The 21967-nt window shown below is 39.5% G+C and carries 22 protein-coding genes and 1 pseudogene; 17 read left to right on the top strand and 6 right to left on the bottom strand.

The genetic code is table 11. From position 1 onward, the window contains the following. The first annotated feature begins 230 nt into the window (after positions 1-230). From GBI66_RS14515 to GBI66_RS14490, 6 genes are read left to right on the top strand one after another with little or no spacing between them, the layout of a single operon-like run. Positions 231-2015, top strand: a complete 1785-nt coding sequence (locus tag GBI66_RS14515; protein WP_032864532.1) for an ABC transporter substrate-binding protein — start codon at positions 231-233, stop codon at positions 2013-2015. Between the two features lie 14 nt (positions 2016-2029). After that, positions 2030-3844, top strand: a complete 1815-nt coding sequence (locus GBI66_RS14510; RefSeq protein WP_032864531.1) for an ABC transporter substrate-binding protein — start codon at positions 2030-2032, stop codon at positions 3842-3844. 26 nt (positions 3845-3870) lie between these two features. Beyond that, positions 3871-5892: a M3 family metallopeptidase gene (locus GBI66_RS14505; protein WP_151716579.1), complete on the top strand. Its 2022-nt coding sequence runs from the start codon at positions 3871-3873 to the stop codon at positions 5890-5892. Between the two features lie 12 nt (positions 5893-5904). Next, positions 5905-6843, top strand: coding sequence for an ABC transporter permease (locus tag GBI66_RS14500; protein ID WP_005191062.1), 939 nt, complete (start codon positions 5905-5907; stop codon positions 6841-6843). Between the two features lie 10 nt (positions 6844-6853). After that, positions 6854-7996: an ABC transporter permease gene (locus tag GBI66_RS14495; RefSeq protein WP_032857505.1), complete on the top strand. Its 1143-nt coding sequence runs from the start codon at positions 6854-6856 to the stop codon at positions 7994-7996. A 12-nt stretch (positions 7997-8008) separates the two neighbouring features. Beyond that, the gene (locus GBI66_RS14490) at positions 8009-9742 is read left to right on the top strand and encodes an ABC transporter ATP-binding protein (RefSeq protein ID WP_151716578.1); all 1734 of its coding nucleotides are present in this window, start codon (positions 8009-8011) and stop codon (positions 9740-9742) included. A gap of 56 nt (positions 9743-9798) precedes the next feature. On the opposite strand, the gene rluB is transcribed toward GBI66_RS14490, so the two are convergent. The 3 genes from rluB to GBI66_RS14475 are packed head-to-tail and all read right to left on the bottom strand — an operon-like array spanning position 9799 to position 12179. Next, on the bottom strand, positions 9799-10743 hold the full coding sequence (rluB, locus tag GBI66_RS14485; protein WP_005191054.1) for a 23S rRNA pseudouridine(2605) synthase RluB: 945 nt from the start codon (positions 10741-10743) through the stop codon (positions 9799-9801). Between the two features lie 42 nt (positions 10744-10785). Further along, the gene (gene scpB, locus GBI66_RS14480) at positions 10786-11385 is read right to left on the bottom strand and encodes an SMC-Scp complex subunit ScpB (protein WP_005191051.1); all 600 of its coding nucleotides are present in this window, start codon (positions 11383-11385) and stop codon (positions 10786-10788) included. Beyond that, positions 11382-12179 (bottom strand): ScpA family protein, encoded by a 798-nt coding sequence (locus GBI66_RS14475; RefSeq protein WP_151716577.1) that lies wholly within the window; start codon positions 12177-12179, stop codon positions 11382-11384. The genes scpB and GBI66_RS14475 overlap by 4 nt, the downstream gene beginning before the upstream one ends. Before the next feature lie 246 nt (positions 12180-12425). Between GBI66_RS14475 and GBI66_RS14470 the strand changes: the two genes are divergently transcribed. From GBI66_RS14470 to GBI66_RS14460, 3 genes are all read left to right on the top strand, one after another. Beyond that, entirely contained in the window at positions 12426-13148 is a 723-nt protein-coding gene (locus GBI66_RS14470; RefSeq protein ID WP_151716576.1) for a GNAT family N-acetyltransferase, read from the top strand. Positions 13149-13352: 204 nt separating this feature from the next. Next, positions 13353-13835 (top strand): hypothetical protein, encoded by a 483-nt coding sequence (locus tag GBI66_RS14465; protein WP_151716575.1) that lies wholly within the window; start codon positions 13353-13355, stop codon positions 13833-13835. 76 nt (positions 13836-13911) lie between these two features. Continuing rightward, positions 13912-14472 carry a hypothetical protein gene (locus tag GBI66_RS14460; protein WP_151716574.1) on the top strand — a complete coding sequence of 187 codons (561 nt, stop codon included), beginning with the start codon at positions 13912-13914 and terminating at the stop codon, positions 14470-14472. Positions 14473-14487: 15 nt separating this feature from the next. On the opposite strand, the pseudogene GBI66_RS14455 reads toward GBI66_RS14460, so the two are convergent. Beyond that, a pseudogene (locus tag GBI66_RS14455) lies at positions 14488-14813 on the bottom strand (Sua5/YciO/YrdC/YwlC family protein); the annotation flags it as partial. A gap of 193 nt (positions 14814-15006) precedes the next feature. Between GBI66_RS14455 and GBI66_RS14450 the strand changes: the two are divergent. Beyond that, positions 15007-15750: an ArpA protein gene (locus tag GBI66_RS14450; protein WP_151716573.1), complete on the top strand. Its 744-nt coding sequence runs from the start codon at positions 15007-15009 to the stop codon at positions 15748-15750. Between the two features lie 52 nt (positions 15751-15802). After that, positions 15803-16684 (top strand): DMT family transporter, encoded by an 882-nt coding sequence (locus GBI66_RS14445; RefSeq protein ID WP_151716572.1) that lies wholly within the window; start codon positions 15803-15805, stop codon positions 16682-16684. Between the two features lie 76 nt (positions 16685-16760). On the opposite strand, the gene GBI66_RS14440 is transcribed toward GBI66_RS14445, so the two are convergent. Then, entirely contained in the window at positions 16761-17378 is a 618-nt protein-coding gene (locus GBI66_RS14440) for an L-threonylcarbamoyladenylate synthase (RefSeq protein WP_151716571.1), read from the bottom strand. An 88-nt stretch (positions 17379-17466) separates the two neighbouring features. Beyond that, complete coding sequence (locus tag GBI66_RS14435) at positions 17467-18129, bottom strand: elongation factor P hydroxylase (protein WP_151716570.1); 663 nt, start codon at positions 18127-18129, stop codon at positions 17467-17469. A 96-nt stretch (positions 18130-18225) separates the two neighbouring features. On the opposite strand from GBI66_RS14435, the gene GBI66_RS14430 reads away from it, so the two are divergent. The 6 genes from GBI66_RS14430 to lysM all read left to right on the top strand — a co-directional run bounded on the left by GBI66_RS14430 (position 18226) and on the right by lysM (position 21965). Beyond that, a complete protein-coding gene (locus tag GBI66_RS14430) occupies positions 18226-18786 on the top strand; it encodes a DUF177 domain-containing protein (RefSeq protein ID WP_005191036.1) in 561 nt (186 codons plus the stop codon). Positions 18787-18860: 74 nt separating this feature from the next. Next, positions 18861-19046, top strand: a complete 186-nt coding sequence (rpmF, locus tag GBI66_RS14425; protein WP_004638135.1) for a 50S ribosomal protein L32 — start codon at positions 18861-18863, stop codon at positions 19044-19046. Between the two features lie 197 nt (positions 19047-19243). Beyond that, positions 19244-20230: an ACP S-malonyltransferase gene (gene fabD, locus GBI66_RS14420; protein ID WP_151716569.1), complete on the top strand. Its 987-nt coding sequence runs from the start codon at positions 19244-19246 to the stop codon at positions 20228-20230. After that, entirely contained in the window at positions 20227-20961 is a 735-nt protein-coding gene (gene fabG / locus GBI66_RS14415; protein WP_005191030.1) for a 3-oxoacyl-ACP reductase FabG, read from the top strand. Before fabD ends, fabG begins: the two co-directional genes overlap by 4 nt. 86 nt (positions 20962-21047) lie before the next feature. Beyond that, positions 21048-21284 (top strand): acyl carrier protein, encoded by a 237-nt coding sequence (gene acpP / locus GBI66_RS14410; RefSeq protein ID WP_004655272.1) that lies wholly within the window; start codon positions 21048-21050, stop codon positions 21282-21284. Between the two features lie 207 nt (positions 21285-21491). Next, positions 21492-21965, top strand: a complete 474-nt coding sequence (lysM, locus tag GBI66_RS14405; RefSeq protein WP_005191027.1) for a peptidoglycan-binding protein LysM — start codon at positions 21492-21494, stop codon at positions 21963-21965. Positions 21966-21967 lie beyond the last annotated feature (2 nt).

The following is a 21967-nucleotide window of genomic DNA, read 5'->3' as shown; positions in this document are numbered from 1 at the left end:
AAATAATCTTAATTTTTTTATTTGAAAAGTGGCATGAAAATAGCTAGGTAATTTTCGATCTTTAAGGGGTTTTTCTTTTGACTTAATTTTTCCAACTGGTAAAACATCATTAAATAAATGATTTTTTAATAAAAAATTGGAATAAGAAACGCAGAAAGGGAAACGGTTGTAGTGTTGAATGCTATGCGAAAGTCTAGTATTTATTAAAAAACGATGATGTGAGCACTGATTTGAAGTCAACTTTTTTTACGGTCACTGTATTATCAACCGTTATTGCATTTATGCCGATGGGCTATGCAAAAACACCTGCTCAGGCAGATAAAGTACTCCGTGTTGCTTTTGAAGCCCCAGATGATGGTTTTGATATGGTTAAAACTTTTAATTTTTACAGCGGGAATGTGGCCGATGTGATTTTTGAAAGATTGCTTCAATACGATTATCTCGCTAACCCAGTAAAATTGGTTCCATCGACAGCAGAAAGCCTACCTGTGATTGAAAAAAATGGTCAGGTATATATATTTAAAATAAAGCCTGGTATTTATTTTACCGATGATCCTGCTTTTAAAGGCAAGCGTAGAGAGTTGGTTGCTGAAGATTATGTCTATTCCATTAAACGAATATTAGATCCTAAAAATCACGCTTCATCATTTTCTTTTATTGATAATAAAATTGTGGGTGCTAATGCACTGGTTGATCAGGCCAAAAAAACGGGCACATTTAACTATGATGCTCAAATTGCTGGGATCAAGGCACTGGATAAATATACAATTCAATTTACGCTGACACAACCTGATTATAATTTTCCTTATATATTGGCGTACAGTACCTTTGGTGCAACAGCTCGAGAAGTCGTTGAATATTATAAAGATCGTTTAGCCATGCATCCTGTTGGTACGGGGCCATATATGCTCAGTAAATATGTACCACGGAGTAAGATTGAACTGGTTGCCAATCCTGATTATCGCGGTTTTGTCTGGAACTTTAAATCGACAGGTACAGCTTGGGACAATCAGTTGGTCAAAGAAATGAGTGGCAAACAAATGCCACAAATTGGCAAGGTCAATATCAGCATTATCGAAGAAGAACAATCACGTTGGCTCGCTTTTCAGTCCAAACAGCTCGATTTTGATAAGGTCACTTCAAGTGCAATTCCTAAAGTGCTTGATCAAAATAATCAGTTAAAAGCAGCGATGCAAAAGCAGGGCATACGTCTTTATGCCAATAAAGAAGCTGAAATTACCTATTCGATGTTGAATATGCGTGATCCTGTTGTTGGTGGTAATAGCCTCGATAAAATTGCGTTAAGACGAGCAATCGCGATGTCTTTTAATGTCAATGAATATATCCGTATTTTAAGAAAGGGACAGGCGGTTAAAGCCGAAATGCTGGTACCCGCAGGGATTAATGGACATAACCCGAATTATCGTAGCAGTATTGGCTACAATCCTGTTTTAGCCAATAAATTATTAGATCATTTTGGCTATAAAAAAGGATCAGATGGTTATCGTAACCTGCCAAACGGTAAGCCCTTAACTTTAAAAATCAATACTGAAAGTGGCACAGCTTCGATGATGTATTCTGAATTGTGGAAGAAAAATTTAGATGTGATTGGGATTCGAGCAGACTTCAAAGTCAGTAATTTTGCCGATAACTTAAAGGCCGCAACCCAGTGTCAATACATGATGTGGAGTGGAGCATGGCATGCGGATTATCCAGAGGGTGAAAACTTTACACAGTTACTTTATGGTCCGAATGTTGGACGTGGTAATCAATCTTGCTATAAGTCAGCGGCTTATGACAGTTTATACAAACAAGCGATGCAGCAACCGCCTGAAAAACGTATGCCTTTCTATGAAAAAATGAGTCGCCAAATCGAAGCAGACAATGCATGGATTTTACAAGACACACGAATTCGTAACTGGCTGATTCAACCTGAAGTTCAAGGCTTTAAAGCACATCCAATTATGAATACCAATTGGCAATACTTAGATATTGTTTCACCAAGTGAAAAATAAGTGATACATGTATGATGAAACAAAATTTTAAATTTTCTATATCACCTTACGGTTTGGCATTGTTACTGGGAGCAGCTACAAGTTTTGGAGTATCTGTAGCAGAGGCGAAAAGTCCAGCAGATCCGAAGAAAGTTCTGCGCTATGCTTTTCCTGTGGCGGAAACGGGTTTTGATCCAGTTGCCACACAAGACCTGTATTCGGCTCATGTCTTATATTCTATTTTTGAAACGCTCTATACCTACGATTATTTAGCTTCGCCTGCCAAGTTGGTGCCAAAAACAGCAGTTGCTTTGCCTGAAGTAAGTGCAGATGGCTTAACCTATACCATTCGAATCAAGAAAGGCATTTATTTTACACCTGACCCAGTGTTTAAAGGCAAGCCACGTGAGCTCACTGCGGCAGATTATGCTTATTCATTTAAACGTCTAATTGATCCCAACCTACATTCACCAAATAGCTGGCTATTTGAAGATAAGTTGGTAGGGATTGAACCTTTGATTCAACAGGCGGGTAAAACTGGGAAATTTAATTACGATCAGCCAATTGCAGGTATACAAACACCAGATCGCTATACTTTGGTCCTTCGTTTAAGAGAGCCGAATCATAATTTTCCAATGCTGTTGGCGCATCAACCCACTGGTGCTGTCGCAAGAGAGGTGATCGAGCATTATCGAGATAAAGCCGGTTATGTGATGGGACGTCCAGTTGGAACAGGTCCTTACGTACTTGCTCATTGGACACCAGGTTCACGGATTATTCTGAAAGCAAATCCAGATTATCGTGGTTTTACATGGGACTTTAAGGCCAGTAATCCTGAAGATCAAAAAATCGTGCAACAGATGCAAGGCAAAAAAATGCCGCAGGTTGGTGTTGTCGATATTCAGGTGATTGAGGAATCGCAATCGGGTTGGTTATCCTTTCAAAAAGATGGATTAGATTTATTTACCTTGGATGGTGAGTTACCTGCACAGGCTTTGCAATCTGATGGTTCATTAAAACCTGAACTTGCTAAGAAGGGCATCCAACTGTCTCGTATCTTAGATCCATCGATTGATTATATGTATTGGAATATCCAAAATCCCGTAGTCGGTGGTCTGAGTAAAGAAAAAATTGCACTACGCCGTGCAATGTCTATGGCAATTTCCAAAGAAAAATTTATTACGATTTTAGCCAAAGGCAATGCTCAAAAGTTGGAGTCTCCAATCCCATATGGTGTAGCAGGACACGATCCAAATTATAAAAGCAGTATTCCTTACTCAGTCAAAGCCGCGAATCTTTTACTGGATCGCTACAATTATAAAGTGGGGAAAGATGGTTGGAGGACGTTACCCGATGGCAAGCCTTTGGTGATTGAGTTCATGCCTTCAACCAGCAGTGCGCGTAGTATGCAAATGGCAGAATTGCTGAAAAAAGAGCTCACCAATATCAAGATTAATATGGTGTCGAAACCAGTTCCGTTTGCTGAAGGTTTAAAGGCAGAAAAACAATGTAAGACCATGTTTAAGGCCTCCGCTTGGATTGCGGATTATCCAGATGCAGATAATTTTGTACAGTTGTTCTATGGCAACAATATTCATGCAACCAACCATACCTGTTTTAAATTACCCGAATATGACCGTTTATATGAGCAATCCCAGAAACTTGATGATGGGCCTGAGCGCGATTTGCTGTATCGCAAAATGTCACGTCTTTTAGAGTTTTATTCACCAGTACAATTCATGTCGACTCGTTACCGTACGGTAGTCGTACAACCCCGCGTCATTGGCTATAAAAAGCATCCTGTGTTGCCTGCAGAGTGGATGTATATCGATATTCAAGATAAGAAATAACCAACAAATTAAATTGGAGAAAAAGCATGGCGAAAAAAATGTTGAAATTATCAGCCTTTGGTTTGTTATCGATGGCCGTAACAGGGATCAGTCAAGGTGTTTGGGCTGAACAAGGTACACGTACAAGCTTACCTATTTTAAAAACTAGCGCCAGTGCTCAGTGGTGTGATGCCAATATACAAAGCTTAAAACAACGTATTGCTCAACTTGAGAAGCAAAATATTAAGCCGCAGTCCGATGCCGCACCAGTACTGGCAGAGTGGGATCAATTGATGGCAACTGTTGAAGACTTTGCAGGACCGATCAGCCTATATAGCAATGTTGATCCTGATGCCACTTTACGTAAAGCAGCTGAAGACTGTGAAGTAAAATTGAATCAATTACAAACCGAAATTTATCAGAACCCGAAGTTGTATCAACGTTTTAAAAATACCAAAGCCAATGATGCAATTGATACGAAGTACCGCCAAGATATTCTTGATGCTTTTGAAGATACAGGGGTACAACTTCCACCCGAAAAAAGAACACGTGTCAAAACTATTTTTGATGAGTTAACCAAACTCTCGCAAGAGTTCTCTCGCAATATTCGTGATAATCCTGAAAAGTTAGAGTTTACACCTGCTGAACTTAAGGGCTTACCTGATAGTTATATTTCAGCTTTAAAGAAAAATGACAAAGGCAATTATTTATTAGGGTTTGAGTATCCTGAATATCAACCCTTTATGGAGCTGGCAGATAGTGATGCTGCTCGAAAACGTTATCAGACCGCATTTACACGACGGGGTACTGAAAAGAATTTAGTCTTGCTTAAACAAATTATCGATTTACGTTATGAATTGGCACAGTTATTTGGTCAGCCAAGTTATGCCGATTGGGCATTAAAGAAACGTATGGCGAAAACGCCAAAAACAGTTAATAACTTCTTAGCAGATGTACACAAAGTCGTTGCACCTTTAGAGCAAAAAGAGGTGGGTGAGTTACGTGCATTTAAAGCAAAAACCTTAAATACCTCTTTGGATAAGGCTGAAATTAATCGCTGGAATGTGGGGTATTGGAGTGAAAAACTGCGTAAAGATAAATATCAGATTGACCAAGAAAAACTACGCGATTATTTCCCGACGCTTGCTGCACAAAAGTGGTTATTTGCAATTTCTTCAGACTTATATGGCATTGAGTTCAAGCCTGCCAAAGTTGATACATGGCAAGATGAAGTTGAATATTATGATGTAACAGACAAGAAAACTGGTGAAGTACTGGGTGGTCTGTACATGGATAAATTTCCACGTGAAGGCAAATATGGGCATGCAGCAGTATGGGGTGTCTACGGTGGAAGTACATTAAGCAAGCGCAAGCCAATTTCAGTCTTGGTGACTAACTTTAACCGCAAAGGTTTAAATAGTGACGAGTTAGAAACTTTTGTCCATGAGTTCGGTCATGCATTACATGGCATCTTATCGAAAACCCGTTATGCAGGTCAGTCAGGTACATCGGTAGAACGTGACTTTGTTGAAGCACCATCTCAAATGTATGAAGAATGGGCACGCCGTAAAGAAACATTATCTAAAGTTGCTGATTATTGTGACCCTGCTTGTCCTCGAGTTGATGATGCACTGATTGCACGTCTGAAATCAGTACATAACTATGGGCGTGGTATGCGTTATGCACGTCAGACCTTATATGCACAATACGACATGGCATTACACGGGGCTGATGCGCTCAAAGTACAGCCTATGGATGTGTGGAAAAAAATGGAATCAGTAACCGCATTGGGTTATGTGCCGAATACCGAATTCCCTGGTCAGTTTGGGCATTTGATGGGATACCAAGCGGGCTATTATGGCTATATGTGGTCTGAAGTCTTGGCGCTCGATATGTTGTCTGCTTTTGGCAATAACTTAAATAATCCAGAAGTTGGACAGCGTTATCGTCAAGCTATTCTTTCGCAGGGTAGCCAAAAAGATGCAGCTCAGTTGGTGAAAGACTTCTTAGGTCGAAAGCCTGATAACAAAGCCTTCTTTAATGAAATTACAGGTCAACGGGTCAAATAAGGATTTGCCATTATGCTCGCTTATGTCGTACGCAGACTATGGCAAATGATCCCGACCATGTTGGGTGTCATTTTGCTGATCTTCTTTTTATTTAACTGGGTAGGTGGTGATCCTGCATATATTCTGGCAGGGAAAATGTCCAACCCAGAGCAAATTGATAACATCCGTAAACAGTTGGGGGTAGATCAGCCCTACTATGTGCAGTTGTGGATTTTTATCAAACAGATTCTGACTTTTGACTATGGTGCAAGCTGGAGTACGGGAGAATCTGTATCGCAAATTATTCTGACGCGCTTAGGACCATCACTGACTTTATTGATTCCGCTAACGATTTTACAAACGGTAATCTCAATTATTCTGGCTTTAGCGGTTGCTTCAGTTCGTGGATCGCTCACAGATCGTATGGTGATGATGCTCTGTACTATTGGCATGTCGATTAGTATTTTGGTTTATATCATCGTGTTCCAGTATGTCTTGGCATATCAACTCAGTTGGTTTCCAGTACAGGGCTGGAGTGATAATTTTAGCGAAAACTTATTTCACTATGCCTTATTGCCGATCTTGATTATGTTGGTGGTGAGCATTGCCCCAACTTTACGTTTGTATCGTAGTTTTGTGCTGGATGAAATTAACCAAGATTATGTCCGAACTGCTCGTGCCAAAGGTGTGGGTGAGTCGCGGGTACTGGGTGTGCATGTATTGAGGAATGCCTCGATTCCAATCGTTACCGAAGTCATGGCCAGCTTACCTGCGTTATTGATTGGTGCATTCTTGATTGAACGATTCTTTGGTATTCCTGGTATTGGTCGTGAAATTATTATTGCGGTTGAACGTAGTGATTTCCCTGTGATTAAGGCCATCACCGTGTACATTGCAGCTGTGACCATGATTTTTAACTTGATCGCCGATCTGATATATAAGCTCCTCGATCCTCGTGTACAGTTGAAGTAGGGGAACGATGATGCTAAGTACAATTTTTAAAGGCAAAACCTCCTCAAATGAATCATCTGCTTCAACAGGGTTATGGCAGTTGGCATTGAATCGATTGAAATCAGATCGGATTGCCGTAGTTTCTTTCTTGGTGGTGCTATTCTATTTCATACTGCTCGCTTTATCGATGTCAGGGGTAATCGCCTCAAATTGGAATAAAGAAGTGGCAGTCAGTTATGCGCCACCGACATTTTTAGGCGCTGATACTGAATCAGATCAAATCAAAGCCAATACCCAAACGACTCAAGCATTACCTGATAATCCAGTTGATCCATTGAAAGATGTAATTCAACAGCTTAATACCGAAATTCAGGCTGAACAGCAAGGTGATTCAGTTATTGATAATTATGGCGTGGTTGATCCTTTAGCAGAGGATATACAGCAAATTGATCAACAGCTCGGTGGGCATTTACTTGAACAAAAACAAGAGTTAAAAACTACTTTGCCTTTTGGGGCGGATAAGTGGGGACAAGATATCTTGTTAAAAACCATTAAGGGCGCTGAAACCTCAATTTTGGTGGGTTTGTTGTCCGCTCTGTTGGCTGTCGTGATTGGTACTTTTCTCGGTGCAATTGCGGGCTATTTCGGTGGTTGGGTCGATGATGTTTTAAACTGGTTCTATAACATTTTTACCTCGATTCCTTATCTGTTATTGGTATTGGCCATTGCGGCAGTACTACAACAAAAAGGGATTCTGTCGATTGTCTTGATTTTAGGTTTAACCGGTTGGACTGGGGTATTCCGTTTGATTCGTGCCGAATACATGAAGCATAAATCGCGTGAATATGTACTTGCAGCGAAGGCGATTGGTGTCAGTCATTTACGTCGAATGTTTGTACACATTTTCCCGAATGTCAGTCATATCGCGCTAGTTCAAATTTCAATTTTGGTGGTGTCATTTATCAAATCGGAAGTCATTTTAAGCTTCCTTGGTTTTGGTGTTCCTGTTGGGGTCGTGTCATGGGGCAGTATGCTAAATGAGGCGCAAAGTGAATTGATTTTGGGCAAATGGTGGCAATTGGCAGCGGCATCAATCGCTATGGCTATTTTAGTCACAGCATTCTCCATGTTTACCGATGCATTGCGTGATGCCTTAGATCCTAAGTTGAAATAGCGGAGAGAAAATATGCAACATCAAAATGAAACACCGCTATTACAAGTAGAAGATCTTCGGGTCAGCTTTAAAGGCGAAAATAAACAATGGATCGAAACGGTGAAAGGGATTTCATTTTCAATTCCTAAAAATAAAACCGTGGCTTTGGTGGGAGAGTCAGGCAGTGGTAAATCAGTCACGTCCTTGGCGGTAATGGGCTTATTGCCGAAAGGGCAAAGTCAAATTGCAGCGCAAAGTCGTATTACTTTTGAGGGTAAGGATTTACTGAATTTATCTGCAAAAGAGATTCGCAAAATCTGTGGTAAGGAAATTGCCATGATTTTCCAGGAGCCGATGTCTTCATTGAATCCTGTATTTACTGTGGGAGACCAGATTGCTGAAGTGTTGTGTATTCATTTAGGCATGGGACGCAAGCAGGCAAGAGCACGCGTATTAGAACTGCTTAAAGAAGTTGGCATTCCCGCACCTGAAACAAAAATAGATGCTTATCCAAGTCAGCTTTCTGGTGGTCAGCAGCAAAGGGTCATGATTGCCATGGCAATTGCTTGTGAGCCAAAGCTATTGATTGCAGATGAACCAACAACGGCATTAGATGTCACCATTCAAAAGCAGATCATTGATTTGTTGGAATCATTACGACAACGCCATGAAATGTCGATGCTGTTCATCACCCATGATTTAGCATTGGTTGGTGAAATAGCTGATGAAGTGATCGTGATGCGGCATGGTGAAATCCGTGAATGTGGCGCCGTTGAACAAGTGTTGGAACAGCCGAAAGATGTGTATACCCGTGCTTTGTTGCACTGTCGACCACAACTTTCAACCCGACCATATCGTTTACCTGTCACTAGCGATTTTATGAAACAGGACGAAAATGGACAATTGGTCGAAGCAACCAATTTGTCCGAATTGAATCTGAAACAGCGGTCGCGAGGACTTACAGGTGAAGAACAAATTGTTTTAGAGGTCAAAGACCTGAAAAAATCGTTTTATAGCCGTAAAGGTTTATGGGGGCGAGATGAATTTCAGGCCGTGAAAGGCGTATCTTTCCAATTGGCAAAAGGCAAGACTTTAGGTTTGGTTGGCGAGTCGGGTTCTGGGAAAACCACCATTGGTTTATTGCTGATGCGTTTGCATGAAGCAACAGGTGGACAAGCCTTGATTGGCGGAAAAGATATTTTGGCAATGAGTGAGAAAGAGTTTTGCCAGTACCAACGCAAGATTCAAATCATCTTTCAGAATCCATACGCTTCACTCAATCCTCGCTTTACCATCGGGCAGATTTTGTTAGAGCCGATGCGAATTCATGGTATTGGACAGAATGATGCTGAACGCAAGAAAATTGCACTTGAGCTATTGGAAAGGGTGAGTTTACCGATACAAGCCTATGATCGTTATCCACATGAGTTTTCAGGTGGTCAGCGGCAGCGGATTGCGATTGCACGCTGTTTAACTTTAAAGCCAGAGATTCTGATTTGTGATGAATCTGTTTCTGCATTGGATGTCTCGGTGCAGGCACAGGTATTGAATTTATTGCAGGATCTACAGGATGAATTTGGTTTGAGTTATATCTTTATTTCGCATGATTTATCCGTAGTGAAATATATTTCAGACCAAGTGATGGTGATGAATCATGGTGAGTTGGTTGAAATTGCTAATTCGGATGAATTGTATTTACACCCACAACATGAATATACCAAGAAACTGCTGAATGCCATTCCGCAGGGTGTAAGCCATCATCATTAATATTTAATAATAAAAAAACGCTCTATTTAGAGCGTTTTTTTTATTAAAGCCAAGAATTAGAATTTCTTAAAGCCTTTATTGAAACCAATGGTTTTACGGCCATTGTTATTGTTGCCATTACCGCTTGGACGTTGTTGTGATTGATCTTGTTCATCATCACGACGTTGCTGACGTAAATAACCACCACGACGTGAAGCTAATGGCTTTTCTGCCATTTTTTCAGTACGGCGTTTTGCCATACCAAACAAGCCAGTACCTTGACGTGGTTTTAATTCAACTGATTTTGCTAAATTGTCGATATCAGTTTTATCCAGCTCCATCCAACGGCCTGTACGTAACTCACGCGGTAAGATAACCGTGCCATAACGAGTACGCAATAAGCGGCTTACTTTCAAGCTTTGAGATTCAAAGATACGACGTACTTCGCGATTACGACCTTCTTTAACCACAACTTGGTACCAACGGTTGATACCATCACCACCAATTTCAGAGAATGATTCGAACTTAGCCGGACCATCTTCAAGCTCAACACCCTTGAGCATGGTATTGCGAATTTGTGGTGTCACTTCACCCATAACACGTACTGCATATTCACGTTCAACTTCATTTGATGGATGCATCAAGCGGTTTGCAAGCTCACCATCGTTTGTGAATAACAATAAACCAGTACTGTTAATATCCAGACGACCGACCATCACCCAACGATCATTGGCAATTTGCGGTAAATGATCAAATACCGTTGGACGTTTTTCAGGATCATTGCGTGAGCAAATTTCACCTTCTGGCTTATAGTAAATTAAGACGCGACGACGAATTTCATCTTCAATTTGGAACTGTACTTTACGACCATCGATACGGAGTTCATCAGTGGGTTCGATACGCTCACCCACTTGGGCAATACGACCATTGATGCTGACACGACCAGCAGCAATGACTTCTTCCATATAGCGACGCGAGCCTAACCCGACTCTCGCTAAAACCTTTTGTAATTTTTCACTCATGACAGCACAACCTTAGACATAATGATCAACAGTTCACCTTTCTCAGGACTTCGGCGCATGTGCGTCGAGTGTCATGAATGCTTCCTTGGCGTTCTGCAGGGGAGGCAATTGACCTAGCGATGCTAAGCCAAATGCATTTAAAAATTGGGGCGTTGTGACTAACAACGCAGGTCTTCCAGGCAAATCTCTGAAACCAGCTTCTTTAATCCAGTTCCAGTCAAAAAGATTTCTTAAGATTTGGCTATTGTTGGATACACCACGAATTTGTTCGATATCAGCACGAGTTACGGGTTGATGATATGCAATCACTGCTACCGTTTCGAGTAATGAAGGCGACAGTTTAGTCGGGCGCTCTGGCCAAACTTGGGCAATAATATTTCTATACTTTGCACGTACCTGAAAACGAAAACCTTGTGCAGTTTCAATCAGTTCAATTGATCGACCATGTTGTAACATCGCCAATTGCTGTAAAAAAAAGCGTAATTGCTGCTTATTATATTGGTTTTGAAAAGCTTCTTTTAGTCGCGCAAGTGAAACTGGTGAGTCACTGGCAAACAAAATTGCTTCAATTTGCAATAAAACATCATGATGAATGTCCTCGAGTGACATACCTTCATTTGGGTCAAGTTGCTCTAAACTCATGCTGCAACTCCTTGAATGGTCAAAGGAGCCTCAATACCACTATGAATAATCTGAATTTTTTGCTGACGCGTCAATTCTAGTACCGCCATAAAGGTCACCACCATACCCATACGACCTTGTTGGGGATTTAATAATTCAATAAAACTTAAGGCCTCGCCAGATGCGAGTTGGCTTTCAATAAACGCAATCCGTTCTTCTAAAAGTACCGGTTCTTGAGCCACGACATGGGTAATCGGCTCAGGGCGATTGAATACACAGAATAACGCATCACGTAAGGCATCGACATCATAACCTTCATAAATAGGCGCAATGTGTCCAATACTCACGTTGGTGCTAAAAGTATCGCGCTCAAAGATTGGCATTTGTCCTAATCTTTCAGCCGCTTGCTTAATACGTAAATAGGTTTCTAAACGATCAATCAGTTCTTGTTTTGGATCTTGTTCAAATTGATCAACAGCCGCAGGTTTCGGGAGCAGTAAACGCGATTTCAAATCTGCGAGTAGGGCTGCCATAACCATATAATCAGCCGTAAGTTCAATATTTAGCGATTTCATGCTATCCATATAGGACAAATATTGAGTGGCGATCGGGGAGATATCGAGCTGTAATAAATTAAAACCGTTTTTTTGAATCAGATAGATCAGAAAGTCTAAAGGACCTTCAAATTGTTCAAGTAAAATTTCAAATGCAGCAGGTGGTATATACAAATCTTCGGGTATGACTTCTTGCCACTCGTCAAGGACACGAATGGAAGGTGTTAGCTCCAAAGTTGTTGAAGGGAGAATTTGATTCATTACCGTTATGAGCCACGCGAATTTTCAAAAGCATGAAAGATATAATTTTGTGTGCAAAAAAGGGCACATGCTACCGAGAGCAAGCCTATTCTAATCGAAATCCCCAATTTAATAAATTAGTAGCTTACAAAAACCTTAAACTTCTCAGGGTATTTTCTTTATTTATATACGATTAGCTAGGGTATATAAAAAACTTATGCTTAAATTAACAACGAAATCATTATTTTTATTAAATTATAAATTGCGATGAAAAAATATTTAAGAACACAACAGAACCAATTCGGACAAAGTGTGGGTTTCTTGGTCGAAAGTGATTTACCCAGCAAAGTCATCAATCAGAATCTTGTGGGACAATACGTCAAACTGATTCATATTGCCGATGAGATTTCAGATTCAGCTGCAAAGCAAATTTGGGAAGCAGTATCAACCGAACCGAATGCAGCCTGTTGGACTTATTTACCTTATGTTGCACCGCAAAGCCAAGCTTTCTTAAAACAGGATTTACAAAATCTATTTGGTTTTAAAGGCTCAACTCATTTTTTGATTGAGGTAGAAGGTGAGATTCAAGGCTGGATTGCATTATTAAATCCAAGGCTAGAGCAGGGTGCCATTGAAATTGGCAATGTCTATTTTTCCCATAAAATGAAAAAATCCAAAGCTTCAACTGAGGTGATCTTCTTACTGTTACAACAATGTTTTGTTCGTGATTTTCGACGGGTGGAATGGAAATGTGATGACTGTAATGCACCGTCTAAAGCCGCAGCCTTACGTTTTGGTTTTCAATATGAAGGGTTATTTCGCCAAGATCGAATTACCAAAGGCCATAACCGTAATACGGCATGGTTTTCAATCATTGACGAAGAATGGTCCGCATTAGAAAAAATCTATCAACAGTGGTTAAGCCCTGAAAATTTTGATGCACAAGGTTTTCAGAAACAACGATTGTCTGATTTTATTGAAGACGAATGAGTGATTGTTAAAATTCACTTATCCTATTTTTTAAGAATTCATCATAAAGTTGATGTTGATTATCTAGTCATCGGAAAAGTAAGTTTTTTTGATCTATTTTTGTCTTATTTTGTTGAATTTAATAATTATTTATAAATAATACTCGATCATTAAATGAGTGTGAACTCATGAATTATAAAATTAAATATTAAGAGAGAAATACAAATGAATTTTAAGTTTGTTGTAGGTGGGGTAGCAATTATTGCCGCATTATATTTTGGTACTGAAAAATATTGGCAATATGAATTTGAGGAACAAGAAAGAAATAGTTTAAAAAATCTTGCCATTACTCCAGAGATGCAAAGTGCTTCTAAAGACTTACCGATCAAAAGTGATATTTTGAATCAGTATCCTAATATTTTCTTTTATATGAATTTTACTCAGGATCTTCCTCAAGGGATGGAAGCTTTCATTAGACCTAAATTACTAGAAAATAGTCAGAAGCTAGCCTGTGGTTATTTTTCTCAACTACCCCAGCAAGATAATAAATATAAAGATAAGGCTAAAGCTGTTGTAAGTGTGATAGAGCACGATAATGTCGTGATGACCTATATTGTTAAAAATCGTTTAGGCAACGTTTTAATGGAACACAAGCAAGTACTTTCTCAATGCCCTGAATTTCAAGTGTTAAAACAGAGTATTGCCTAAGTTTAATTTAATTCCCAATTTGTAGATTTTAAGATTAGAAATTTAAAAATCCATTGTTATCTAGGGCTAACTTTTAGTGAAAAACATCCTTATTGTATTTGTGGTATTGGCAATATTTTGGCAAGTGATTTATCCAAAATATCAATCATATAAATATGAAAAAGAAGCGAGAGAATATTTAAAAACGACTTGGGTAGATGAGACAGAAAAGGAAATTTCATCTAGACAACCACAAGGTTTACAAATTGATTTTTTAAATCAATATCCGAACATTCGTATTTATCAAAACTTTTTGGTTGATGCTGTTCCAATTCCTGAACTGTTAGATAAACAAGCATTTCAAAAGGCTTGGTGTAGCCAATTAAATGGGTTGACCGCGATGGAAGCTACACCACGGTTGGCTATGCTGAATGTTTTTGAACAAGATAGAGTAACTTTCTATTTGACGATTAAAGATAAATTTGGGAAAGAGTTATTTTCCTTTCAACAAAGAATTTCAGAATGCCCAAACTTCCATAAAATACGAGTTGCTAAACAAGGTGACGTGATTGAAGACATGAAAGAAGTCACTTTTATCCCAAGTGCTGCTCCAGCAGCACAAAGTGCTCCCAGAGAACAGGCTGCATCTGTGCAGTAATCAATAGCAATTGAATTACTCAAAAGCACTGACATCTCCGACACCACGACGCACGATTTCAGGATTTTCTCCAGATAAGTCGACAATACTGGTGGTGGACAAAGTACCAAAACCACTATCGATAAATACATCGATGCGTTTACCTAGCTGGTTTTCAATATCAAATGGATCATCTAGGGGATCTTTTTGATCGGGCAAAATCAAGGTACTGGTTAACAGTGGTTCACCGAGTTTTTTCAATAATGCCTGAGTCACGGGATTGCTTGGAATACGCAAACCAATGGTTTTTTCTTCGGATGCATTAAATGCTTGGGTATTAGAATAGAGGTCGTGCCTGCAAGCTTGTTAGTAATCATGAGCTTCAATGTACATGGATTTTCAAGATGGGAACTATTTTATTTTTTTGTGACGAATTTAATGGTTTAATAATAAGGGACAAGTTATTGATTATTCAGTATGTTTTTTGTATTTTTTATTGGTGGATATAAATTATTTTGCTAATTTTAAGCCTCCTTGAATGGTGAATTTAAAATTATGGAAAATTTAAAACAATTCATTGAAGATGAAATTTCATTACATCTTGAAGAGAAATTCATGAGCAATGATGAAGTTTTTTGGGCAGCCCAATCATTTCTTAGAGATGGGTATTTAAAAGTTACTAATCTAATTCCAGATAACATAAAAGAACTATTCTATGCTGAGGTTAGAGAGCTTCTTGGAAAATATGCAAAAAGGCGTGATCTCCATATGGAGTCAACGGGGAATACACCACGTTTTATGAGCAACGTTCGTCAAGTTGATATTGCTGAATATGGCCAAGTAATCCCAGCAGTTTATCACTCAGAAAGTTTAATTAAATTCTTGGGAAAATTAGCTAAAGAAGAAATTATTCCTAATCCATGGGAATTTGAGAAATTTATTATTAATAATCAGCATAAAGTTGGGGATACGCACGGTTTTCATTGGGGAGACTATCCTTATAGTATGATTTGGATCGTTGAAGCTCCTCCGTTAAAATATGGAGGTATATTAGAGTGTGTTCCTCATACATATTGGGATAAGAAAAATGCTAGGATTAAAGAGCACTTGTTACGGAATCCTGTGAAAAATTATCATCATGAAACAGGGGATATTTATTTATTAAAATCAGATACAACGTTACATAGAGTGACACCCTTAGAGCAAGATGCGACTCGAATTATTGTGAATATGGCGTGGGAACGTGCTAGAGACATTAATCGAGAGGTTACTCACGAAACATATGCATTCCGAGACTAAAATTTTAAGAAGATAGGTTCTCTAAACCTATCTTCTTTTATAAGGATAAGGAATGAAATTAAAATTTTTTTACTTATTGTTGCTTTTGGGCATCATGCAAGGTTCTGCATTTTTATTTATGAAATTGGCAGGTCAATCTTTTTCCACGGCTAGTATTGTTTTTTTTAGACTCTTTTTTGCGGCAATAGTCATTGTTCCCTATGTTTTATATAGCACACACTCTTATCATATTGTGTGGAAGGCTCATAAGAAAATTTTTATTACATTGGCATTTACTTCTACAGTTATTCCTTTTTCACTTATCGCATGGGCGGTTCAATATATTGCAAGTGGGATTGAAGCTGTATATATGGCGTTAATTCCATTATTTGTCGCTATCTTTGAATACTTCGGCAAGGAGAAAATTCGTTTCAGTAAAGAAGTCTATTTGGGTTTTGTTTTTGGTTTTTTAGGAATTCTCCTGCTTTCTTTTCAAGATATTTTGAAATATGGGGGAGAAAATGCCAAAGGGCATTTTGCAGTTTTTCTGTCTGCAATTTTTTATGGATATTCAGTTTATAAAACACGGCAGTTAGGAAATGTTGGGCCAGCGGTAACTAATGCTTACGTATTATCTATATCAGCCCTGATAAGTTTGCCATTTATGCTTCTGACCCAAGATTGGAATGTTAATTTTAGTCTGCAGGCTGTGGGTGCCATGATTAGTTTGGCTCTAGTCTCGACCGCAGGCGCATTGTTGTTGATGTATTATTTAATTCATCAGGTGGGTTCTGTTTTTACAGCAACAACGAATTATCTTGTGCCAATTATAGGCTTGTTATTAGGCGCTTTATTTCTCGATGAGACTATCACGTTTTTCATGCTGCCCGCATTGCTTCTTGTCTTGTTGGGAGTGTTTTTCATTAGAAAAAGTACGGTTAGTTTTAATAAATGACGTATTTTTATGGTTTTGGGTCAACCAAAACCATAAAGCTTAACAGGCGGAGATAAAATAGGTAAGTTTTTATTGATTATTCAAAAGCACTGACATCACCTACACCACGACGCACGATTTCAGGATTTTCTCCAGATAAGTCAACAATACTGGTGGTGGACAAAGTTCCGAAACCACTATCTATAAACACATCAATACGTTTACCTAGTTGGTTTTCAATATCAAATGGATCATCAAGCGGATCTTTTTGATCAGGCAAAATCAAGGTACTGGTTAAAAGTGGTTCACCGAGTTCTTTTAATAAAGCCTGAGCAACGGGATTGCTTGGAATACGCAGACCAATGGTCTTTTTCTTCGGATGCATTAAACGTTTTGGTACTTCACTGGTCGCTGGCAAAATAAAAGTCGTAACTGCTGGCGTATTATTTTTCAATAGACGATACATGGCGTTATCGACTTTGGCATAGGTCGCAATATCGGATAAATCACAACACATAATCGCATACTGATGCTTTGGCCCCAAACCACGAATTTGTGCAATTCGTTCCATTGCGCTTTTATTTCCGATTTGACAACCGATCGCGTACGCAGCATCTGTTGGATAGACCACAACATCACCAGCACGAATACGTTCTACTGCTTGTGTAATTAAGCGAGCCTGTGGGTTTTCAGGATGAATATGTAAATGCAACATTATTTTAACTCCCTGATTTATACGGCTAAATTCAGTATGAAACTTGTTAGGGGCATGTTGCAAGTCTTAGATGTGATAATTTTGTCATTTAATCAAGGTATTCACGTTTAAATTCATCGAGTTGTAATGGTGTTCCATTGCGGGTAGACAAGCAGATGTAATGAATGAAATGTGCAGCATCACGCGGTAATTTTGCTTCGCCAGAAAAATAACGTTGTACTTGGGCAAAAACATGATCTTTAAATTGATCTCCATTACCGCCATCGCCAGTTAAGTTATCCAGTGACACACGAAATTTTCGACCAAAGGCAGTCGCAAATAGCCATTCTATGGCTTGAGGTTTAATTTCAACTTGCTCAAATAGGGCTTGTTGTTCCGAACTTCGTCCATCGGGCGCATACCAATAGCCAAGGTCGGAAAGTAGGCGACGTTGCTCGCCAGCAATGCTCCAATGGCTGATTTCATGTAGGGCACTATTGAAGAAACCATGAGCAAATTGGATCTTTGCAGGGTGCTCAGAAGTGGCTGGGAAATATTCTGGTTCAAAATCACCTTTAACAAGTGTGACATTATGGTGGGAAAACCAATGATTAAAGTGTAAAATAAGCCAATCGACCTGTTCTGGTTCTGTTGTTACCTTTTGCCAAGATGAACGTTGCACTTGATCTAGCGCTAACACAGGAACAGAGGTTGAATGGGTGCTTACGAGTAATGAAGATGTTACTTCAAGTTGCGGCTGCAACAGGTACATTGCTTAATTTACCCCGAGTTCTGTCTAAAGAAGTACAAAATTGTATCTTAATCTTTGACAGAGTACCGATGAATTTGTAGAATTGCCGCCTTAATTATGTCAGCAAATACTTTTCCAAGCCAAATCGAGCCATTTAAATGGGCTGAACAGGGCTTTACATGGTCAGGAACACTGCCATTGTCTCGCTTTGCTCGTATTGCTCGAGAAGCTGTTGGTTCAATTGATGATCAATTGATCAACATAGACTGTAAGCTATCAATGGATATCTATCATCGTATTGTATGGTTAGATGGACATACTGAAGCAAAAGTTCCAATGGTATGCCAACGTTGTTTGGAAGCCGTTGAAATTGAATTGGTTTCAGACTTTCATTTAGCTTTGATTGATGATGAGTCACTGATAGAGCGATTGGATGAGGATGCTGATTTCATCGTTCTAGGTGAAAGTGAATCTTCAAAAAAAGGTGATTATGATGCACCTGCAGTGATAGATTTACTCGCACTACTAGAAGATGAGCTGTTATTGTTGGTGCCTTTATCTCCTAAGCATGATGCTTGCGAGCATAAGCATCAACCTACCACTCCAGACGTTGTCGAAGAGAAACGGGATAATCCGTTTGATGTTTTGGCAGGTCTGAAGGGTAAACTTAACTCATAATTTATGTTATAATGTTGAGTTAAGACAACTGAATTTGTTCTGATCCATTTTTTCGATCTTTGTAAGGAGCCATCATGGCCGTTCAGCAAAACCGTAAAAGTCGCTCTCGCCGTGACATGCGCCGTTCACATGACGCTTTAACCGAGAATGCATTATCTGTAGACCAAACTACTGGTGAAACTCATCGTCGTCACCACGTGACTAAAGACGGTATTTACCGTGGTCGTCAATTATTCGCTAAAGCAGCTGATGCTGAATAATTGAACTATATGCATTAAGCGTTAGCTTAAAGTATAGAAAAAATGGGAGCGAAAGCTCCCTTTTTTGTTGTTTTTCGCAATTATAAAAAGAATTAATCAGTGTTAAATTGCCGCATCGCTAAAGAGTCTATTGTCATTCTCATGTAGAATTATGAGTATTGATAAAATTGGCGGTAGACTAATTTAAGGATTTTTATATGTCGACTAAACGACTTGAGCAGGCTGCTCAAGCAACAAAAACAGCATTTGTTTTTCCTGGTCAGGGTTCTCAAAAAGCAGGTATGCTGGCTGAACTTGCAGAGCAGTTTAGTGTCGTTCAAGATACATTTGCGGAGGCATCAGCTGCGCTAGGTTTTGACCTTTGGCAGATTGCCCAAACAGGTGAAGGCTTGGACCAAACTGAAAATACCCAACCTGTGTTACTGACTGCAAGTATCGCGCTATGGCGTGTATGGTTAGAGCTGGGTGGTATTGTGCCGAAATACTTGGCTGGACACTCTTTGGGAGAATACAGTGCACTTGTTGCAGCGGAAGCAATGAGCTTGGCTGATGCAGTTAAACTGGTTCATTTACGTGGCAAACTGATGCAGAGTGCTGTTCCTTCAGGTGAAGGTGCAATGGCTGCAATTCTTGGTTTGGCTGATGAGAAAGTGGTCGAGCTTTGTCAAAATGCTTCTGCTGCAGGTCAAGGTTCAGTTGAAGCGGCAAATTATAATGCACAGGGTCAAGTCGTGATCGCTGGTAGTGCAGCATTGGTTCAGCAGGTCATGGCAGAAGCAAAAGAACAATCAGGTAAAGCAATTGCATTGCCTGTTTCTGTCCCATCTCATTGCACATTAATGAAACCAGCAGCGGAAAAGTTTGCCGCAGCTTTGGAACAAACTGCCATTGAGCTACCATGTCTTCCTGTAATACAAAATGTCAACGCGGAAATCGCGACAGATGTTGCTCAATTACGTCAGGCTTTAACGGCTCAATTGTACCAATCAGTACAATGGACACGTACGATGCAGTATCTGCAAGATCAAGGTATCCAGTACGTGGTTGAATGTGGCCCTGGTACGGTACTGAGTAATCTTGCTAAGCGATTACCGAACATAGAAAAAGCATTTGCCCTTGATAGCAAAGCACGTATGGAAGATGCCCTAAACGCAGTGTTAGTGGCAGAAGGAAAAATTGCATGACACAACAACGAAAAGTTGCGTTAGTGACAGGAGCAAGCCGAGGCATTGGCGCAGCGATTGCACAGCAACTCATTCAAGACGGTTTTTTTGTGGTTGGTACCGCAACTTCTGAAGCAGGCGCGCAAAAGCTGACAGAAAGCTTTGCTGAACATGGGACAGGTGCTGTACTTGATGTTCGCAATGGCGAAGCGATTGATGCACTGGTTTCAGACATCGAGCAAAAATATGGCTCAGTGTTGATTTTGGTCAACAATGCAGGCATTACCAAAGACAACTTGTTGCTGCGTATGTCAGAAGATGATTGGGACGATATTCTTAATATTCATCTAAAAGCGGTTTATCGTTTGTCTAAGCGTGTATTGAAAGGTATGACCAAAGCACGTTTTGGCCGCATTATTAATATTAGTTCAGTGGTTGCACATTTTGCCAACCCTGGGCAAGCGAACTACTCGGCAGCAAAAGCAGGGATTGAAGCATTCAGTCGTAGTTTAGCCAAAGAGATGGGTAGTCGTCAGATTACAGTGAACAGTGTTGCACCTGGTTTCATTGCCACTGAAATGACTGATCAGTTAAGCGAAGATATTCGTAAAAAAATGACTGATCAAGTAGCTTTAAATCGTCTAGGTGAACCTCAAGATATTGCAGATGCAGTGAGTTTCTTGGCGAGCGATAAGGCTAGTTACATTACTGGTACAGTTTTACACGTAAATGGTGGTCTATACATGGCCTAAGTGGCGATGTATAAACTTTTAAAAAATCTTATATTCAATTAAACTAGTGGCAAATTAAAACGCCACAAGCAATGAGGAGAATTCCTGTGAGCGATATCGAACAACGCATCAAACAAGCAGTAGCTGAACAATTAGGTATGCGTGCTGAAGAGATTAAAAACGAAGCATCTTTCATGGATGACTTAGGTGCTGACTCTTTAGATTTGGTTGAACTTGTAATGTCTTTTGAAAATGATTTTGACATCACGATTCCAGATGAAGATTCAAATGAAATCACAACTGTTCAATCTGCAATCGATTACGTAACTAAGAAACTTGGTTAATCATCTTGCATGATCAAAAAGCCACCGCAAGGTGGCTTTTTTGTGCCCAGATATTTCGCAACAGTGTGTTTTTCATCGGGTTCTAACTTATATACATATATTTACAAGACCGCGCTAAATTGAAACTCGAGTGATTTATTTTTTCTGTATAACTAGATGTAGGTCTTTTTTGACTATATTCAATTAATAATTACAGAGGAAATAACAATGGGTCTTTTTGATTTTGTTAAAGGTATTGGTAAGAAGAATACAGCACCAGCAGAGCCACAAGCTGCACCAGCAACGCCAGCTGAACCATCAGCTCAAGAGATTGCGAATAAATTATTAGGTTTGATTAAAAGTTTAGGTCTTCCGATTGATGGTTTATCAGTCACATATAATGGCAATACTGATACGGCAACAGTTAAAGGGCAGGTTAAAACTCAGGCTGATAAAGAAAAGATTGTACTTGCTGTCGGAAATATTGATCATGTGGCGCAAGTTGATGATCAACTTACTGTGGAAACACCTGAGCCAGAAAGTAAGTTTTATACTGTGAAATCAGGAGACAATTTGTCTAAGATTTCAAAAGAATATTATGGTGACCCAAACCAGTACAACAAAATTTTTGAAGCGAATCGTCCGTTACTTAAAAATGCAGATGACATTTTCCCTGGTCAAGTACTCCGTATTCCACAATAATT

It is taken from the genome of Acinetobacter sp. TUM15071, from assembly GCF_008980925.1.
Taxonomy (GTDB): domain Bacteria; phylum Pseudomonadota; class Gammaproteobacteria; order Pseudomonadales; family Moraxellaceae; genus Acinetobacter; species Acinetobacter dispersus.
This window is presented reverse-complemented; position numbering and strand designations above follow the sequence as displayed.

Bases quoted from the DNA above. Each gene is read 5' to 3' on its own strand.
- GBI66_RS14465 (WP_151716575.1), top strand. From the start codon at position 13,353: ATGAATTTTAAGTTTGTTGTAGGTGGGGTAGCAATTATTGCCGCATTA.
- GBI66_RS14450 (WP_151716573.1), top strand. From the start codon at position 15,007: ATGGAAAATTTAAAACAATTCATTGAAGATGAAATTTCATTACATCTT.
- GBI66_RS14495 (WP_032857505.1), top strand. From the start codon at position 6,854: ATGCTAAGTACAATTTTTAAAGGCAAAACCTCCTCAAATGAATCATCT.
- fabG (WP_005191030.1), top strand. From the start codon at position 20,227: ATGACACAACAACGAAAAGTTGCGTTAGTGACAGGAGCAAGCCGAGGC.
- rluB (WP_005191054.1), bottom strand. From the start codon at position 10,743: ATGAGTGAAAAATTACAAAAGGTTTTAGCGAGAGTCGGGTTAGGCTCG.
- GBI66_RS14445 (WP_151716572.1), top strand. From the start codon at position 15,803: ATGAAATTAAAATTTTTTTACTTATTGTTGCTTTTGGGCATCATGCAA.
- GBI66_RS14430 (WP_005191036.1), top strand. From the start codon at position 18,226: ATGTCAGCAAATACTTTTCCAAGCCAAATCGAGCCATTTAAATGGGCT.
- scpB (WP_005191051.1), bottom strand. From the start codon at position 11,385: ATGAGTTTAGAGCAACTTGACCCAAATGAAGGTATGTCACTCGAGGAC.
- fabD (WP_151716569.1), top strand. From the start codon at position 19,244: ATGTCGACTAAACGACTTGAGCAGGCTGCTCAAGCAACAAAAACAGCA.
- GBI66_RS14440 (WP_151716571.1), bottom strand. From the start codon at position 17,378: ATGTTGCATTTACATATTCATCCTGAAAACCCACAGGCTCGCTTAATT.
- GBI66_RS14500 (WP_005191062.1), top strand. From the start codon at position 5,905: ATGCTCGCTTATGTCGTACGCAGACTATGGCAAATGATCCCGACCATG.
- rpmF (WP_004638135.1), top strand. From the start codon at position 18,861: ATGGCCGTTCAGCAAAACCGTAAAAGTCGCTCTCGCCGTGACATGCGC.
- GBI66_RS14435 (WP_151716570.1), bottom strand. From the start codon at position 18,129: ATGTACCTGTTGCAGCCGCAACTTGAAGTAACATCTTCATTACTCGTA.
- GBI66_RS14505 (WP_151716579.1), top strand. From the start codon at position 3,871: ATGGCGAAAAAAATGTTGAAATTATCAGCCTTTGGTTTGTTATCGATG.
- lysM (WP_005191027.1), top strand. From the start codon at position 21,492: ATGGGTCTTTTTGATTTTGTTAAAGGTATTGGTAAGAAGAATACAGCA.
- GBI66_RS14490 (WP_151716578.1), top strand. From the start codon at position 8,009: ATGCAACATCAAAATGAAACACCGCTATTACAAGTAGAAGATCTTCGG.
- GBI66_RS14475 (WP_151716577.1), bottom strand. From the start codon at position 12,179: ATGAATCAAATTCTCCCTTCAACAACTTTGGAGCTAACACCTTCCATT.
- GBI66_RS14510 (WP_032864531.1), top strand. From the start codon at position 2,030: ATGAAACAAAATTTTAAATTTTCTATATCACCTTACGGTTTGGCATTG.
- GBI66_RS14470 (WP_151716576.1), top strand. From the start codon at position 12,426: ATGAAAAAATATTTAAGAACACAACAGAACCAATTCGGACAAAGTGTG.